Origin of the sequence: Rhodococcus sp. 077-4 (assembly GCF_047782425.1) — a bacterium.
Taxonomy (GTDB): domain Bacteria; phylum Actinomycetota; class Actinomycetes; order Mycobacteriales; family Mycobacteriaceae; genus Rhodococcoides.
On the sequence record NZ_JAJPWC010000002.1, the window covers coordinates 886,022 to 902,509 of the forward strand.

Consider the following 16,488-nt stretch of genomic DNA (forward strand, 5'->3'; position numbering starts at 1 on the left):
TCGAAATTACAGGTCGAGTCCCAGCAGAGCGTTCTCGACGACCTCGGGCAAGCCGGGGTGAATCCAATACTGGCCACGGGCCATGTCCTGCGCGGACAATCCGAAAGTCATCGCCTGAATGAGGGGCTGGATCAGCGTCGGAGCCTGCGCACCGATGATGTGAGCGCCGAGGATCTTTCCGGTGCCCTTCTCCGCGATGATCTTGCAGAGGCCCTCGCTGTCTTCCATCGCCCAGCCGTAGGCGACGTCGCCGTAGTTCTGGACTTTGACGGTGATGTCCAGCCCTGCATCGCGCGCTTGTTCTTCGGTCAGGCCCACCTCGGCGATCTGCGGATCCGTGAACACGGCCGCGGGAACGAACCGGTGGTCGTTGGCACGCAGCGCGGAGGTGTTCCCGCCCCACGCGTCGTGAAGAAGATTGTGCTGAACCACCCGTGCTTCGTGGTTGGCCACGTGCTTGAGCTGGTATGGCGACGAGACGTCACCGAGCGCGAACACGCCCTCGGCGGTGGTGCGACCGAACTCGTCCACGACGATGCGGTTCTCGTCGTCGAGCTCGATGCCTGCTGCGCCCAGATCCAAACGATCACCGTTCGGCTCGCGGCCCACGGCAACGAGGAAGGCGTCGCCGACGACCTTGGTGCCGTCGGCCAGTTCGACGCCTTTCAGTGCGCCGTCGGTCACGGCGCGAGTCTCACCGGCATCGAGGTGGACGTCCCACTTGGCGCGAGCGAGTTCGGTGAACCTGTCAGAAATGTCGGCGTCGAGACCGCGCAGCAGCGCATCCTTGCGGGCGACTATCGACACCTTCGAGCCGAGAGCGGAGAAGACGTGCGCGAATTCTGCTGCGATGTAACCGGATCCGAGAATCACCAGGTGCTCGGGAAGCTCGCGCAGACGCATGACGTCGCTGTTGGTGTGGTACTCGACGCCCGAATCGGCGATGGACTGCGGAACCACCGGGCGGGAACCGGCCGCGATGACGACCTGGTCGGCAGTGATGACCGTTCCTGTGCCGGTATCGATGGTGCGTGGGCCGACGAAATTCGCGTGGCCCTCGAACAGTGTGACGTTGGGGCTGCCTTCGGCGCGGTAGCGTTTGCCGCCCTCGGAGATGGGGTCGATGCGGCCGAAGACGCGGTCGACGATGTCCGGCCAACGCACCGCGTCCACGTGGGCGTCCACGCCGTACTTGGCGGAATCACGCACCGTGCGAGCGACTTCGGCCGCATAGACGAACATCTTCGTGGGGATGCAGCCGACGTTGAGGCAGGTGCCGCCGAACGTGGGGTTCTCCTCGAGCAGAGCCACCTTCTTGTCCGCGAAACGCGCGTCGGCGATGGAGTTGCCCGATCCGGAGCCGATGATGGCGACGTCGAAATGCTCGGTCATGAAATGTGTCCGATCTCGGTGTGGTCCTTGCCCGACGCGTGGTCGGTGCGCTCGCTTCGGTGCAACCACTCGATCCACTCGTCCATTTCCTCGAAGGCCCGTGTGCGGGGGCCCTCGGTGGACAGGAAGACGTCGTGTCGGGCGCCTTCGATGGGCACGATCGTGGTGCGGTCGCCCAGGCAGCCGGCCCAGCGGGCGATCTGGCGGACGTCCAGGACTGCGTCGGCGGCGTCGACGGCCGAGCTGTACTGCCGTGAGAAGTGCGTCACTTTGGAGCGGAGAATCAGCGAGGGGATACCGATGTCGAGGCCGCGATGCAGTTCGGCATGACCGTGGCGGACGGCGCGAATCCATCCGAAGGTGATCGGGAAGCCGGCGAGCGGCTTCCAGTCGAGGTCGTAGTCCCATTCGCCGCTCTCGGACGCAGCGAGCGAGACCCCGTAGGTGTCGAGTCCGCTGCCGGGAACCTGAGTCTTGGATCGGAAACGGCCGATCACGTCGATCGCTGCGGTGCCGACGCTGCGGATCGCGGGCGGACCCTGCAGGTCGAACCAGGGGCTGTTGAGCACCACTCCTGCCAAGCCGAGGCCGGCCGAGCCGCCCTCCTGGCGGTTGAGGCGGTTCAACCACAGTGGCAAAACGAGACCGCCGGTGGAATGCGCCATCAGCAGCACGGGGGCACCCGCGCGCTCTGCACGGACGAGGGCGAGAGCCTCGTTCAGCTCGGCGTCGTACAACGCTAGATCGGTCACGAAGTGCGCTGTTTGGCCCTCGCGGCGTGAGCGCCCACATTTACGCAGGTCCAGAGCGTAGAAGGCATATCCCTTCGCGGCGAAGTGTTCGGCGATGTGACGCTGGAAGAAGTAGTCGGTGAAACCGTGGACGTAGATCACCGCGCGCTCGAAGTCGGTGGCACCCGAGGGCTGATACCGCACGAGAGTGGCTTCGACCTGCCCCTCGCCGTCCGGATCGTCGCCGAGCGCAATGGTCGTCTGTTCGTAGCCGTCGCCGAGGACATCGGGCACCCAGGTAGTCACAGATCACAACTGTAGTGGGCGCTGTGGGCGGTGTCCGAGGAGCACAATCGAGAGCAGGTTGACGTGGTGTCCGATCGGGTAGGCCCAGCTAGTAACCTGACCGCATCGGGTGAGTAACCCTCTACAGAAGAGTTCTTCGGTCGATACCGCCACCGGCCGGGACCTTTACAGACAAGGAAGTCGATTCTCCAGTGTCCAAAGATGAGCAGGGTAAGCGGATCAAGACCGACGTCGTTCTTGTCGGTGCCGGAATCATGAGCGCCACCCTCGGTGCGCTGCTCCGTCAGCTCGAGCCGAACTGGTCGATCGACGTCTACGAGCGACTCGACGCCGCCGCGGCCGAGAGCAGCGACGCGTGGAACAACGCGGGCACCGGCCACTCGGCCCTGTGCGAACTGAACTACACGCCGCAGAACAAGGACGGCAGCGTCGATATTGCCAAGGCGCTCAACGTCAACGAGCAGTTCCAGGTGTCGCGTCAGTTCTGGGCACACGGCATCGAGACCGGTGTTCTCTCCGACGCCAAGAACTTCATCAACCCGATTCCGCACGTCAGCTTCGTGCACGGGTCCGAGAACGTGAAGTACCTTCGGGCGCGGTACGAGGCGCTCGTCGGCAACCCCCTGTTCGCAGGCATGGAGTACATCGACACCAAGGACGAGTTCTCGGCGCGACTGCCGTTGATGGCGAAGGGCCGTGACTTCTCCGATCCGGTGGCACTGAACTGGAGCCAGGAGGGCACGGACGTCGATTTCGGAGCGCTCACCAAGCAGCTGCTGAACTACCTCTCGTCCGCGGGCGGAACCGTGCACTTCGGCCACGATGTGCGCAACATCACCAAGCAGTCCGACGGCAGTTGGGACGTCAAGGTCGCCAACCAGCGGACCGGTGCGAAGAAGACCGTCAACGCCAAGTTCGTGTTCGTCGGAGCGGGCGGCGGCGCATTGCACCTGCTGCAGAAGTCCGGCATCGCGGAGATCAAGGGCTTCGGCGGCTTCCCGGTCAGCGGCGAGTGGCTCCGGTGCACCAATCCCGAACTGATCGAGCAGCATTCGGCCAAGGTGTACGGCAAGGCGTCGGTCGGCGCTCCGCCGATGTCGGTGCCGCACCTGGACACCCGCGTCATCAACGGGCAGCAGGGTCTGCTGTTCGGCCCGTACGCCGGTTGGTCGCCCAAGTTCCTCAAGCAGGGCAAGATCACAGATCTACCCAGCTCGGTCAAGCCCGGCAATCTGATGTCGATGCTCGGCGTGGGCGTGACCGAACTCGGACTGGTCAAGTACCTGGTCAGCGAGTTGGCTCAGTCTCAGGCCGATCGTGTCGAGACGTTGCGCGAATTCGCTCCCACGGTGATCGGCAAGGACTGGGAGCTCGTCACCGCAGGACAGCGTGTCCAGGTGATCCGCAAGAAGGGACGCGGCGGCGTGCTCGAGTTCGGCACAGCCGTGGTCAACGCTGCGGACGGCACCATCGCCGGGCTGCTCGGTGCCTCTCCCGGCGCGTCGACCGCTGTCCCGGCCATGTTGGACGTACTGCAGCGGTGCTTCGGAGACAAGTACGACGCATGGCAGCCCAAGCTCAAGGAAATGGTCCCGTCCCTCGGGGTCAAGCTTGCGCAGAACAGCTCGTTGTTCGACGAGGTGTGGGGTTGGACGTCCAAGACACTGCTACTCGAAAACACGCGTGAGCTCGCACAGCCCACGGGTGTGTGATAGCAAAAGGTATGAATACGCAAGCAGCAGCTCTCAAACGATCATGGGCACTAGACCTGTCCAACAGCACGCTGTACGACCTGCTGAAGCTGCGCGTCGAGGTGTTCGTCGTCGAGCAGGCATGCGCGTATCCGGAGTTGGACGGGCGTGACCTGCTGACCGAGACACGGCACTTCTGGCTCGAACGCGACGGCGAAGTGGTGTGCACTCTTCGCCTGCTCGAGGAGCACGATGACGGGGAGAAGGCGTTCCGTATCGGACGACTGTGCACCCAGCGTTCGGCCAGGGGACAGGGCCACACCACCCGGATCCTGCGGGCCGCACTCGCCGAGGTCGGTTCCGCACCGTGCCGGATCAACGCTCAGAGCTACCTCGTCGACATGTACGCCAAGCACGGATTCCTGCCCGACGGCGAGGAAGTTCTCGAAGACGGCATCCCGCACACCCCGATGCGTCGGGGCGGCGGCACCGCCTGGAGTGAGGCATGACCTCCTGCAGTACTGCATTACCAGTGAGGTCATTCCGCAGGCTCCACTCCCGGAACGAATGCCGCACACGGCCCTACCGTGTGTGGCATTCGTTCGTTCGGCGGTAGTGTTCGCTTCGAAGTCGGTCGCGGAGAAGTCCTGTGTCAATCAGGCGCGGTCCCGCCACTGTGTTCAGGAGTGTTCTCCTGTCAGCCAGATCGCCGCTCGGCTTCGCGTATCTCGACCGATTGCCCAGCGCGGAACTCCGGGCACGAAGGGAATTGGCTGTGCAGCAAGGTGGGAGTGTTCCCGAACCGGGATATCCGTTCAGTGCGATCGTCGGTCAGGATCAGCTGCGGCTGTCGTTGATCCTGTGCGCCGTGCACCCCGGTATCGGCGGTGTACTGGTGCGCGGGGAGAAGGGCACCGCGAAATCGACGGTGGTGCGCGCGCTCGCGACGCTGTTACCCGCTGTGGAGGACGAGGACGGCTCGCGTCCGGCCAAGCTCGTCGAGCTCCCGGTGGGGGCAACCGAGGATCGAGTGGTGGGGTCCATCGACCTCGAGAAGGTCCTGCGGGACGGTGAACGTGCGTTCCAGCCCGGTCTTCTCGCGGCTGCACACCGTGGTGTTCTCTACGTCGACGAAGTGAACCTGTTGCACGATCATCTGGTCGACGTGCTGCTCGACGCGGCCGCGATGGGCCGCGTGCACGTCGAGCGCGACGGTGTATCTCATTCTCACTCAGCCCAATTCGTTCTCGTCGGCACGATGAATCCCGAGGAGGGCGAGCTTCGCCCGCAGCTGCTCGACCGGTTCGGTCTTGCGGTCGAGGTGACGGCCTCGCGGGACGTGGACGTCCGAATGAACGTCGTGCGTCGCCGGATGAACTACGAGCGTGACCCGCACGCGTTCGCCGCCGCATTCCGCGACGACGACATCGCGGTGGCCGAGCAGATTCTGTCCGCGCGGAAAATTCTCGACGATGTGGTGTTGAGCGACAAAGAACTTCGGCGCATCGCTGCGCTGTGTGCGTCGTTCGACGTCGACGGTATGCGCGCCGATCTGGTGGTCGCTCGTACCGCTTCCGCCCACGCCGCCTGGCGGGGCGCAAACGAGGTGACCGAGGAAGACGTGCGCATCGCAGCCGAACTGGCTCTGCCGCACCGGCGTCGGCGCGATCCCTTCGACGAGCCCGGCATCGACGACAAGCAGCTCGACGACGCCATGCGGGACGCCGCCGAACAGGCCGAGCAACAGCCCGATCCGGATACCGACCCCGACGGTGGCGGGGGAGCGCCCGAGCCCGAGGCGACCGACGACACCTCCCAGTCCCCGTCCTCGGATACCCAGTCCTCCGATGCGCAGTCCTCCGATGCGCAGGACGAGTCACCGCAGCCGCCGCCCGCGGGTACCGGAAACGAGAAGCAGGCAGGCACCCCGGGTGCACAGTTCCGAGCACGACTGCTCGAGGTGCCAGGTGTGGGTGAGGGCGCGCCGGGTCGACGCTCACGGTCGCGGTCCTCGCACGGCCGATCGGTGCGGCCCACCGTCGAGGCAGGCAAGGGTCTGCACTTGGTGGGCACCCTGTTCGCCGCGGCCGAACAGCAGGTGGTCCGCGGCCGCACCTCCGGCCGGTTGAAGCTCGAGCCTGCGGATCTGCGGGGCGCGATCAAGGAGGGGCGCGAGGGCAACCTGATCGTCTTCGTCGTCGACGCGTCGGGATCGATGGCTGCGCGAGATCGGCTGTCCGCGGTGACCGGTGCCGTGTTGTCGCTGCTGCGTGATGCGTATCAGCGTCGCGACAAGGTCGCCGTGATCACCGTGCGCGGCAAGGAAGCCGAGACGGTTCTACCGCCGACGTCGTCGGTGGACGTGGCTGTGACGCGACTGCGCAAGATGAAGACCGGCGGCAGATCGCCACTGGCACAGGGCTTTCTGCAGGCCCGCGAACTCGTTCTGCGAGAACGGGTTCGAGATCCGCTGCGGCGCGCTCTGGTGGTCGCGTTGACCGATGGCCGAGCCACCGGCGGCACCGACCCCGTCGGCCGGGCTCGCATCGCTGCCGGGCGCATCGCGTCGGACAAGATCGCCTCCGTCGTCGTCGACTGCGAATCGGGAATGGTTCGACTCGGGCTGGCAGCGGATTTCGCAGCGTGCCTCGGCGGCGGCTACGTGGCCCTCGCGGATCTGTCGGCCGAGCAGGTCGCCGCCGTCGTTCGCGCAGCGGCGTAGGGGGGTACGCGATGCCTCAGGGTGTACCGGCTCCCGGAACCGTTCCGCAGGACGGCCTCACGACGCGTCAGCGCCGGAATCTGCCCGTGCTCGCCGTGCACACCGGCCCGGGCAAGGGGAAATCGACCGCCGCATTCGGAATGGCGTTGCGGGCCTGGAATCAAGGCTTCGACGTCGGGGTGTTCCAGTTCGTCAAGAGTGCCAAGTGGAAGGTCGGCGAGGAAGCGGCATTTCGCACACTCGGTGAACTGCACGAGAGCACCGGGGTCGGCGGAGCCGTCGAGTGGCACAAGATGGGCGAGGGGTGGTCGTGGACTCGTAAGAAGGGCAGCGATGTAGACCACGCCGAGGCCGCAGCCGAGGGCTGGCGGGAGATCGCCCGGCGGATCGAGCAGGAGTCGCACCGCTTCTACGTGTTGGACGAGTTCACCTACCCACTCAAGTGGGGGTGGGTCGACGTCGCCGAGGTCGTCGACGTTCTGACGCATCGACCGGGCAATCAGCACGTCGTCATCACCGGACGCGACGCGCCTGCCGCGCTGATCGAGGCGGCGGACCTCGTCACCGAGATGGCCAAGGTCAAGCATCCGATGGACGCGGGACGCAAAGGTCAGCGAGGCATCGAATGGTGAGCCCGTCCTGTCCTGCCGTGGTGATCGCGGCCCCCGCGTCGGGCAGCGGCAAGACGACCGTGGCCACCGGTTTGATGGGTGCGCTGCGCAAGGCCGGCCGCACGGTTGCACCGTTCAAGGTGGGCCCGGACTACATCGACCCCGGCTATCACTCGCTCGCAGCCGGGCTCCCCGGCCGCAACCTCGACGCCGTGATGGTCGGTGCCGACCGCATCGGGCCACTTTTCCGACACGGCAGCCGGGGCTGCGACATCGCCGTTGTCGAGGGCGTCATGGGGCTCTTCGACGGCAAGATCGACATGACCGGACCGGGGGAGGCGTCCGCCGAGGGATCGACCGCACGGGTGGCCGCGATGCTCGGTGCCCCGGTCATCCTGGTGATCGACGCCCGCGGACACAGTCAGTCGCTTGCCGCTGTGCTGCACGGGTTCTCGACGTTCGACGCCAGCGTCCGCATCGGTGGTGTGATTCTGAACCGCGTCGGCAGTCAGCGGCACGAGGACGTGTTGCGTCAAGCGTGCGAACGGGTGGGAGTTCCGGTCCTCGGCGCGTTGCCGCGCATGAGCGAATTGGTGGTTCCCTCTCGGCATCTCGGGCTGATCACCGCAGTCGAACACGGCGGTGCGGCCACCGATGCCGTCGACGCGATGAGCGCTCTGGTCTCGCAGTTCGTCGACATCGAGGCGGTGAGCGCACTGGCCCGGTCGTCGGTGAGCGCGCCGCAATGGTTCCCCGAGGACGAGGTTCGCAGGTCCGAGGGATCGCCGGTCATCGCGGTGGCCGGTGGACCCGCGTTCACCTTCGGATACACCGAACACGTCGAACTTCTCCGCGCCGCCGGGGCCGACGTCGCCGTGTTCGATCCGTTGCGCGACGGATTACCGCCCGGCACCGCAGGAGTCGTCCTGCCCGGCGGATTCCCCGAGGAGCATGCGGCCGCGCTGGCCGCGAACGAACTGTTGCTCGCCGACATCAGGACGGCCGCAACCCGCGGCCTTCCCATCCATGCCGAGTGTGCCGGATTGCTCTATCTGGCACGGCGATTGGACGGCCATGCCATGGCCGGGGTCGTCGACGTGGACGCGGAATTCGGAAACACGCTCACCCTCGGGTACCGCGATGCGGTCGCCCTCGAATCGTCGACGCTGTTCGACGCGGGGGCCCGCGTGACCGGCCACGAGTTCCACCGAACCAAGCTCGTAGGAGTGGAGCCTGCAGGAACGACCCAATTCAGGGACGTCCGCGACAGTGCCCCGGCGGCCTGGGGTTGGTACAAGCAGAGCGCCGACGGTAGAACTGCGGCGCGCGAAGGCTTCGTCCAGGGCGGCGTCCACGCGTCGTATCTGCACACCCATGCCGCGGGCAATCCCGAGTCGATCACCCGATTCGTCTCCGCCGCAATCGACTACGCGCGAGTGTAGGGCTCGCCGAGAATGTGGGTTGTGGTCGGGATCGGTGCCCGAACGGGCGTCGGGGCGGGCGATGTCGTGGCCGCGATCTCGACGGTGCTGCACCAGGACTGGCACGTCGAGGCCATCGCCTCGATCGACCGAAAAGCAGAACTGGTGGAGGCGGTGGCGTCGAGCATGGGGGTTCGGGGGGTCACCTACTCGGCCGAGGAACTCTCGGCGGTGCCGACTCCTCACGTATCGCAGCGAGTACACGACGCCGTGGGCAGCGGGAGCGTGGCCGAAGCAGCAGCGCTTCTCGCGGGCCGAGCGCGGCAGCTCACTGTCCCGAGGACTGTGGACGGGATGATCACTGTGGCGATCGCCGCGGTGAACGAAAGGGCAGCGAATCCGCCCGACTGACTGGCGAAAGCCGGCCGACGAGGGCACTGTGGATCGAATGACTTCCGACAGCACCGTCCTACTCGGCCCCATCGTTCGGTACGTCGGCACCGAGACTGCGACTCTGTGGTTCGAGATGGCCGAACCGTCCACCGTCTCGGTCGTCACCGACGCAGGTGCCCGCGGCGCGGAACGCACATGGGGAGTGCACGGCCACCACTATGCGCTGGTGCCACTCGAAGGGCTGCCTGCCAACTCGACAGTGAACTACGAGGTGTTCGTCGACGAGCGTCGCGTGTGGCCGCCGGAGGGTCGAACGGCCGCGATTCATACCGTCGACGCCGAAGGACCTGTGACCCTGGCGTTCGGATCGTGTCGACGGGGCGACAACTACAGCGACGAATCGTTGAAGCAGATCGGAGCCGACGCGTTGGCGGGTCTCGGATCGAAGCTGGCGAACGAGGATCCCAGTCGGTGGCCGCAGGCCCTGTTGCTCCTCGGTGACCAGGTCTACGCAGACGACCCGTCGCCGGAGATCGTCGAACGGCTCCAGGCGCGGCGCCGCTCGGGCGAGGGCCCGTCGAGCGCGATCGGTACCGACGCGGAGAACGAGATCTGCGATTTCGAGGAGTACTCGTGGCTGTACCGGGAGTCGTGGGGACTCGAGCCGGTCAGAACACTGCTGGCGAGTATTCCGTCGTGCATGATCCTCGACGACCACGATCTGCGCGACGACTGGAACTCGTCGGCGTCATGGCGTCGGGACATCGTGACTCGGCCGTGGTGGAACGACCGGGTGATCGGCGCTTACTCGTCGTACTGGGTGTATCAACACCTGGGCAACCTTTCGCCCCACGAATTGGCGGACGATGAAATGTATGCCGCGGTGCGGTCTGCCGACTCCGACGCAGACCGAGAGAAGATACTGGCGGACTTCGCGATAAGAGTCGATCGCAAACCGGAGACCGGACGGTGGAGCTTCTATCGCGATTTCGGCGACACCCGGCTGATCATGATCGATTCTCGGTGCTCGCGGAACCTGGATCCGGACAACCGAGAGATGGTGGACGAGAAGGAATGGGCGTGGGTACGCGATCGCGCGCTCGAAGCCAGTCCACGGCACCTGCTGTTCGGTTCGTCCTTGCCGTACCTCATGCTGCCCGCCCTGCACTACCTCGAGCAGTGGAACGAGGCTGTGGCACAAGGGAGTTGGGGTTCCATGCCGGCCAAGGTGGCAGAGAAGATGCGGATCGGTCTCGATCTCGAACACTGGGCTGCCTTCACCAACTCCTTCAACGACATGGCCGCCCTGACGCGTGAGCTCTCCCGCGGCGAGAACAAACCCGCGTCGATCATGTGGCTCTCGGGCGACGTGCACTGTTCCTACGTGGCGAACGCGAACTTCGGGGTCGGTGGACGCGAGGTACCGGCGACGTATCAGCTGACCATGTCGCCGTTCCGCAATCCTCTCGATCTGCCCATTCGAGCGGTGAACAAGCTGGCCATCAAACGTCCCGCCGCCCGTATTCTCTCGAAGCTGGCGCGCGCAGCACACGTGGGCCCGTCCGGTGTCGAGTGGGAGGCCGAGGCAGGCCCCTGGTTCGACAACGGAGTCATGCTGCTCACCCTGGACGGTGACTCGGCGCGATTGCAGGTGCACCACGCTCGCGTCGACGATGCAGGCGAGCAGGTTCTCACCGAGACATCGACCCTGGCCCTCGCCTAGGGAAGACGCTGGCCCTCGCCTGGAGCAGACGCTGGCCCTGGCCTGACGGGTAAACGATTGGCCATCGTGGGGCCGATGAGGTTGGCTGGTTCGTTGTGGCCCACCTCGAACTGAACGACATCGTCTACTTTCTGCCCGACGGGCGGCAGCTGTTGAACGGCGTCGGTTTCAGGGTGGGCGACGGTGCCAAGACCGCCCTGATCGGGCCCAACGGAACCGGTAAGACGACGCTGACGCGCATCATCGCAGGCGACGAGACCCCAGACGAGGGATCGGTGTCGAGTTCGGGATCGCTCGGGGTGATGCGGCAGTTCGTCGGCCAGCTGCGCGACGACTCGACCGTGCGCGATCTGCTGTTGTCGGTCGCGTCGCCGGCCGTACGGACCGCCGCTGCCGCTCTCGACGCCGCCGAGAACACGATGATCGAGGTCGACGACGAGAAGACCCAGATGAAGTACGCGCAGGCGCTGTCGGATTGGGGCGACGTCGGGGGTTACGATCTCGAGCCGTTCTGGGACAAGGTCACCACGGCAGCTCTCGGAATGCCGTTCGACCGCGCGAAGTGGCGCGCTGCGTCGACCCTCAGCGGTGGTGAGCAGAAGCGCCTCGCACTCGAGGCGTTGTTCGCCGGCTCGGACAATCTGTTGCTGCTCGACGAGCCGGACAACTATCTCGATGTGCCGGGCAAACGCTGGCTCGAAGCGACCATTCGTGATTCCGACAAGTCCGTCCTGTTCATCAGTCACGACCGTGAGCTCATCGCCAATGCTGCGAATCGGATCGTCACTTTGGAACCGGGTGTCAGCGGTGCCACCTCCTGGGTGCACGGCGGCGGTTTCGCGACGTATCACGCCGCGCGCGAGGATCGGAACGCTCGACTCGACGAACTGCGACGACGGTGGGACGAGGAACTGGTCAAACTTCGGGCACTGGTGTTGCGACTGCGCGAGAAGGCCAAATTCAACGACGGGGTAGCCGCTCGTTATCACGCGTCCCAGACTCGGCTGGCAAAGTTCGAGGAGGCCGGCCCGCCGGAAGCGGTGCCGCTCAAGCAGCACGTCACCGTTCGGCTGCGCGGCGGTCGAACAGCCAAGCGCGCGTTGGTCTGTACCGCTCTCGAACTGACCGGACTGATGAAGCCCTTCGACACCGAGATCTGGTACGGCGACCGAGTTGCGGTGCTCGGGTCCAACGGTTCCGGTAAGTCGCACTTCCTTCGGTTGCTCGCCAACGGCGGTACCGACCCGGAGAAGGAGCACGAGCCGGTCCAGGAACTGGCACTCGATCCGGTTCCGCACACCGGCACGGCGGTGCTCGGTGCTCGCGTGCGGCCAGGTCTGTTCGCGCAGACTCACACTCGTCCGGATCTTGCGGGCAACACGTTGCTCGACATTTTGCACATGGGCAACGAGCATCGCGACGGCATGGGCCGGGAGGCTGCGGGCCGGGCACTGGATCGCTACGGTCTGGCCCGAGCCGCCGAACAGTCCTACGACAACCTGTCCGGCGGCCAGCAGGCGCGGGTGCAGATTCTGCTGCTCGAGCTCTCCGGTGCCACGCTCCTGTTGCTGGACGAGCCGACCGACAACCTCGATCTCATGTCCGCCGACGCACTCGAAGACGCGATCGCAGCGTTCGACGGCACCGTCATCGCCGTCACGCACGACCGTTGGTTCGCCCGCAGTTTCGATCGATTCCTGGTGTTCGGCAGTACCGGCCAGGCCTACGAATCCGATGAGCCCGTATGGGACGAAAAGCGGGTGCAGCGCGCGCGGTAGCGTTTCCTCTCGTGAACGCGACTGACTCTCCCTATCTGGTCGGCCTCAATCTCGAGGGTCGACGCGTCGTCGTCGTCGGCGGCGGCACCGTCGCGCAGCGTCGATTGCCGCTGCTCATCTCCTGCGGTGCCGTGGTGCACGTCATCACTCGCGAGGCCACGCCCGCTGTCGAAGCGATGGCGACGGCCGGCCAGGTGACCATGGAGTTGCGCGATTACCGCGAAGGCGATCTCGCCGACGCGTGGTACGCCGTCGCCTGCACGGACGAGGCCGAGACCAACATTGCCATCGTCGCCGAGGCCACCGCGTCCAAGATCTTCTGCGTACGAGCCGACATCGCCAAGGACGGCACCGCCGTCACTCCGGCGTCGGCCGAGTGGGACGGGCTGACCCTCGGTGTCCTCGCCGGCGGCGAACACCGCCGGTCGGCGGCCGTGCGCAACGCCGTGATCGAAGCTCTGCAGTCCGGTGTGGTCGCCGACTCGGCGCATGCGCCGCTGACGGGCGTCGCCCTGGTCGGCGGCGGACCCGGCGATCCCGATCTCATCACCGTTCGAGGGCGCAGATTGCTGGCGTACGCCGACGTCGTGGTGGCCGATCGGCTCGCCCCGCCCGAGCTGTTGGCCGAACTGGGTCCGAACGTGGAGGTCATCGACGCTTCGAAGATTCCGTACGGCCGCGCGATGGCGCAGGAGGCGATCAACCAGGCGTTGATCGACGGCGCGAAGGCAGGCAAATTCGTCGTCCGGCTCAAGGGCGGCGATCCGTACGTGTTCGGTCGGGGCTACGAGGAGCTGGAGGCGCTGGCGGCCGAGGGCATTCCGGTCACCGTCGTACCCGGCATCACCAGCGCCATCTCGGTGCCCTCGTCCGCCGGTATCCCGGTCACCCACCGCGCAGTCACCCACGAGTTCGTGGTCGTCAGCGGTCACGTGGCACCCGACCACCCGGATTCGCTGGTCGACTGGAACGCGTTGGCCAAGCTCAAGGGCACCATCGTGTTGCTGATGGCCGTCGAACGCATCGGCCTGTTCGCCGACGTCCTCATCGCCGGTGGCCGACCGTCCGACACTCCGGTGATCGTCGTCCAGGAGGGCACCATGCGTACACAACGTGAAGTTCGCGCGACTCTGAGCACCGTCGCCGACGCCGTTCGCGAGGCGGAGATCAGACCTCCCGCCATCGTGGTGATCGGAACCGTTGCGGGATTTTCTGTGAACGCCGGTAACGTGAACGCCCGTGCCTGAATCACCGATGTCCGAGACCTCCAGCACCGAGATCAAGTACCCGGTGACGACCCGAGCGTTCGGGTTGGCGATCATCGTTCTGAGCGGCCTGCAGTTGATGGTGGTGCTCGACGGCACCGTCGCCAACCTGGCCCTGGCACCGTTGCAGGCCGATCTCGGTCTGTCCGACGCCGGTCGCAACTGGGTGCTCACGTCCTACGCCCTGGCCTTCGGCGGACTGATGCTCCTCGGCGGCAGACTCGGTGATGCATTCGGCCGCAAGAAGATGTTCCTGGCCGGTGTCGTGCTGTTCACGATCGCATCGTTGCTGTGCGGGCTCGCGGTCAACGAGGCAACGCTGGTAGCGGCCCGCGCGCTCCAGGGCGTCGGAGCCGCGGTGGCGTCGCCCACAGCATTCGCGCTGGTGGCGACCACCTTTGCGCCGGGGCCGGTGCGGAACCAGGCCATTGCGATCTACGCGGCCATGACCGGTGTCGGGTCCATCGCCGGACTCATCATCGGCGGTGCGCTCACCGAGGTGTCGTGGCGGTGGATCTTCCTGATCAACGTGCCGATCGGTGTGGTCATCGTGGTGCTCGCGGTCGTATCGCTGCAGGAGACAGTGGGTGCGAAGTTGGCACTGGACGTTCCCGGCGCGATTCTGGCGACGCTCGGCTGTACCGGAGTGGTGCTGGCCCTGAGCGAAGGCACCGAACTGGGCTGGACCAACCCGATCGTGATCGTCTCGCTGATCGCCGGCCTGCTCTTCCTCGGACTGTTCCTGCTGGTCGAGCGGCGAGCAGACAACCCGCTGCTCCCGTTCTCGCTGTTCGGCAGCCGAGACCGCGTGGCGACGTTCGTGGCCATCTTCTTCGCCGGTGGCGTGATGTTCTGCCTCGCCGCCTATGTGGCGCTGTTCGTTCAGGACATCCTGGGATACAGCCCACTGCACGCGGGTCTGGCGTTCGTGCCGTTTGCCTTCGGACTCGGTGCTGCCGCCTTCCTGGCCTCACAACTGGTGACGCGCATCGCCCCGCGGTGGCTGATCCTGAGCGGTGCGGTCATCATGGTCGGCTGGCTGATGGTGTCGGTCGCAACGATGAATGCGGATTCGTCGTACTTCCCCGGATTGTTCTTCCCCGTCATCGGCATCGGATTCGGTGTCGGCCTGACGGTGGTGCCGCTGCCGCTGTGCGCCATCGCCGGAGTGAGTCCCACCGAGATCGGCCCGTTGACCGCTATCGCCTTGGTTGCCCAGACTCTCGGTGGGCCGCTGGCCCTGGCCGTGATCGGCGCACTGGTGACCTCGCGCACCATCTCCCTGGGCGGTATCTCGGGACCGGCGACCTTGATGAACGCCAGTCAGCTCGACGCACTGAGTTCGGGCTACATGTTCGCGTTGTTCTGCTGCGCCGTCTGCGCGGTGGTAGCCGGAATCGCTGCGGTGTTCATTCGCTTCACCCCGCAGCAGGTGGCTCAGGCCCAGGCCGCGCAGGAAGACGCGCAGAAGGGCTGACGAGCGAAGCTGATCGGCCCACCTGGCTTGTGGGTGGGCCTCGATTACTCGGGAACGACGTCCCAATGCTCGACGATATTGCCGTCGACCCGGAAGATGTCGCCCGCGACGAAGGGATCGGATTCCGCTGCGCCGGGCGCTTTGGCGAAGGTCCACACCAGATCGCCGTCGGCCAGCGAGACGACCGATTCCGATGCGGGGAACTGCACGCCGCCGGCGAAGAACTGCTGCAACGCCTCGGTGCCGTTCCCCGCGATCGGATTGTGTTGAACATAAGTGGGGGCGAAGTCGGTCGAGAGCACCGACGCGTCGTGTTCGCGGAATAGCGCATCGTACGTTGCCACCACCGACGCGCGCTGGCGCTCTTCCTGGTCCTCGGTCGGGGCGGTGGGGCCGGTCGGGTAGCTGTAGAGGTCACTGAACATGCTGTTGCCACTCACTGACGTGGGCGGCACGGATTGCGTCATGGCCCAATGTTCGGCGACCTTGCCGCCCTGAAATGCGAAGAGGTCGATGTTCGCCTCACCGGTCGTTTCGGAGGCCGGGTCCGCAGTTGCCTGCCAGTGCACCGCCACCCATTTGCCGTCGGCTGCGACGTGCTTCACGACGGCTCGGGCACCGGGGACTCGCGCGCGGATGGCTTCGAACCGGTCGACGATGGCGTCGGGCCCGACGGCCGGTCCCGGTCGGTCGACAGCGTTCTCGGCCACGACCGACGCGACGGCGTCCCTGGCTGCTGAGGGTTCTTCGGCCGTGAACGCCGACTCGAAGAGCGTCAGTGCTGCTTCTTCGTTGCGTGTTTCGGCGGCGGTGTCGGAGCGGTCACCGGACGAGGTCGCGAAGGTGGAGACCTGCTCCGCGTCCGGCGTGGCCGTCGATGTTCCGCATGCTGTGAGGGCGGCGAGTGCGACCAGAACGGGCGCGGTGAGTTGGACGAGGGGAACTGATCGCTGTCGGGTCATGTCATGTCAACTAACT

The 16,488-nt window shown here is 65.8% G+C and carries 13 protein-coding genes and 1 riboswitch; of the genes, 10 read left to right on the plus strand and 3 right to left on the minus strand.

The window, feature by feature from the left end:
* Positions 1 to 6: 6 nt before the first annotated feature.
* Both mtr and ACNEOT_RS13425 read right to left on the minus strand, forming a co-directional pair.
* Complete coding sequence (gene mtr, locus ACNEOT_RS13420) at positions 7 to 1,392, minus strand: mycothione reductase (RefSeq protein ID WP_415974514.1); 1,386 nt, start codon at positions 1,390 to 1,392, stop codon at positions 7 to 9.
* Positions 1,389 to 2,429 (minus strand): alpha/beta hydrolase, encoded by a 1,041-nt coding sequence (locus ACNEOT_RS13425; protein WP_415974515.1) that lies wholly within the window; start codon positions 2,427 to 2,429, stop codon positions 1,389 to 1,391. Before ACNEOT_RS13425 ends, mtr begins: the two co-directional genes overlap by 4 nt.
* A 191-nt stretch (positions 2,430 to 2,620) precedes the next feature.
* On the opposite strand from ACNEOT_RS13425, the gene mqo reads away from it, so the two are divergent.
* The 10 genes from mqo to ACNEOT_RS13475 all read left to right on the plus strand — a co-directional run bounded on the left by mqo (position 2,621) and on the right by ACNEOT_RS13475 (position 15,510).
* Positions 2,621 to 4,141, plus strand: a complete 1,521-nt coding sequence (gene mqo / locus ACNEOT_RS13430; protein ID WP_415974516.1) for a malate dehydrogenase (quinone) — start codon at positions 2,621 to 2,623, stop codon at positions 4,139 to 4,141.
* Positions 4,142 to 4,152: 11 nt separating this feature from the next.
* A complete protein-coding gene (locus ACNEOT_RS13435; protein WP_027496727.1) occupies positions 4,153 to 4,629 on the plus strand; it encodes a GNAT family N-acetyltransferase in 477 nt (158 codons plus the stop codon).
* 84 nt (positions 4,630 to 4,713) lie between these two features.
* A riboswitch (cobalamin riboswitch) is annotated at positions 4,714 to 4,849 on the plus strand.
* A gap of 40 nt (positions 4,850 to 4,889) precedes the next feature.
* Entirely contained in the window at positions 4,890 to 6,842 is a 1,953-nt protein-coding gene (locus ACNEOT_RS13440; RefSeq protein WP_415974517.1) for a magnesium chelatase subunit D family protein, read from the plus strand.
* An 11-nt stretch (positions 6,843 to 6,853) separates the two neighbouring features.
* Complete coding sequence (gene cobO, locus ACNEOT_RS13445) at positions 6,854 to 7,474, plus strand: cob(I)yrinic acid a,c-diamide adenosyltransferase (protein WP_415974518.1); 621 nt, start codon at positions 6,854 to 6,856, stop codon at positions 7,472 to 7,474.
* Positions 7,468 to 8,895 carry a cobyrinate a,c-diamide synthase gene (locus ACNEOT_RS13450; RefSeq protein WP_415974519.1) on the plus strand — a complete coding sequence of 476 codons (1,428 nt, stop codon included), beginning with the start codon at positions 7,468 to 7,470 and terminating at the stop codon, positions 8,893 to 8,895. Before cobO ends, ACNEOT_RS13450 begins: the two co-directional genes overlap by 7 nt.
* A gap of 12 nt (positions 8,896 to 8,907) precedes the next feature.
* A complete protein-coding gene (locus tag ACNEOT_RS13455) occupies positions 8,908 to 9,285 on the plus strand; it encodes a cobalamin biosynthesis protein (RefSeq protein ID WP_415974520.1) in 378 nt (125 codons plus the stop codon).
* Between the two features lie 37 nt (positions 9,286 to 9,322).
* Positions 9,323 to 10,990, plus strand: a complete 1,668-nt coding sequence (locus ACNEOT_RS13460; protein ID WP_415974521.1) for an alkaline phosphatase D family protein — start codon at positions 9,323 to 9,325, stop codon at positions 10,988 to 10,990.
* 95 nt (positions 10,991 to 11,085) lie between these two features.
* Positions 11,086 to 12,768 carry an ATP-binding cassette domain-containing protein gene (locus ACNEOT_RS13465; RefSeq protein ID WP_415974522.1) on the plus strand — a complete coding sequence of 561 codons (1,683 nt, stop codon included), beginning with the start codon at positions 11,086 to 11,088 and terminating at the stop codon, positions 12,766 to 12,768.
* A complete protein-coding gene (gene cobA / locus ACNEOT_RS13470) occupies positions 12,735 to 14,015 on the plus strand; it encodes a uroporphyrinogen-III C-methyltransferase (RefSeq protein WP_415974523.1) in 1,281 nt (426 codons plus the stop codon). Before ACNEOT_RS13465 ends, cobA begins: the two co-directional genes overlap by 34 nt.
* A gap of 7 nt (positions 14,016 to 14,022) precedes the next feature.
* The gene (locus tag ACNEOT_RS13475) at positions 14,023 to 15,510 is read left to right on the plus strand and encodes an MFS transporter (RefSeq protein WP_415975149.1); all 1,488 of its coding nucleotides are present in this window, start codon (positions 14,023 to 14,025) and stop codon (positions 15,508 to 15,510) included.
* A gap of 44 nt (positions 15,511 to 15,554) precedes the next feature.
* Here ACNEOT_RS13475 and ACNEOT_RS13480 read toward each other — a convergent pair whose 3' ends face one another.
* The gene (locus tag ACNEOT_RS13480) at positions 15,555 to 16,472 is read right to left on the minus strand and encodes a nuclear transport factor 2 family protein (protein WP_415974524.1); all 918 of its coding nucleotides are present in this window, start codon (positions 16,470 to 16,472) and stop codon (positions 15,555 to 15,557) included.
* Between the last annotated feature and the right edge of the window lie 16 nt (positions 16,473 to 16,488).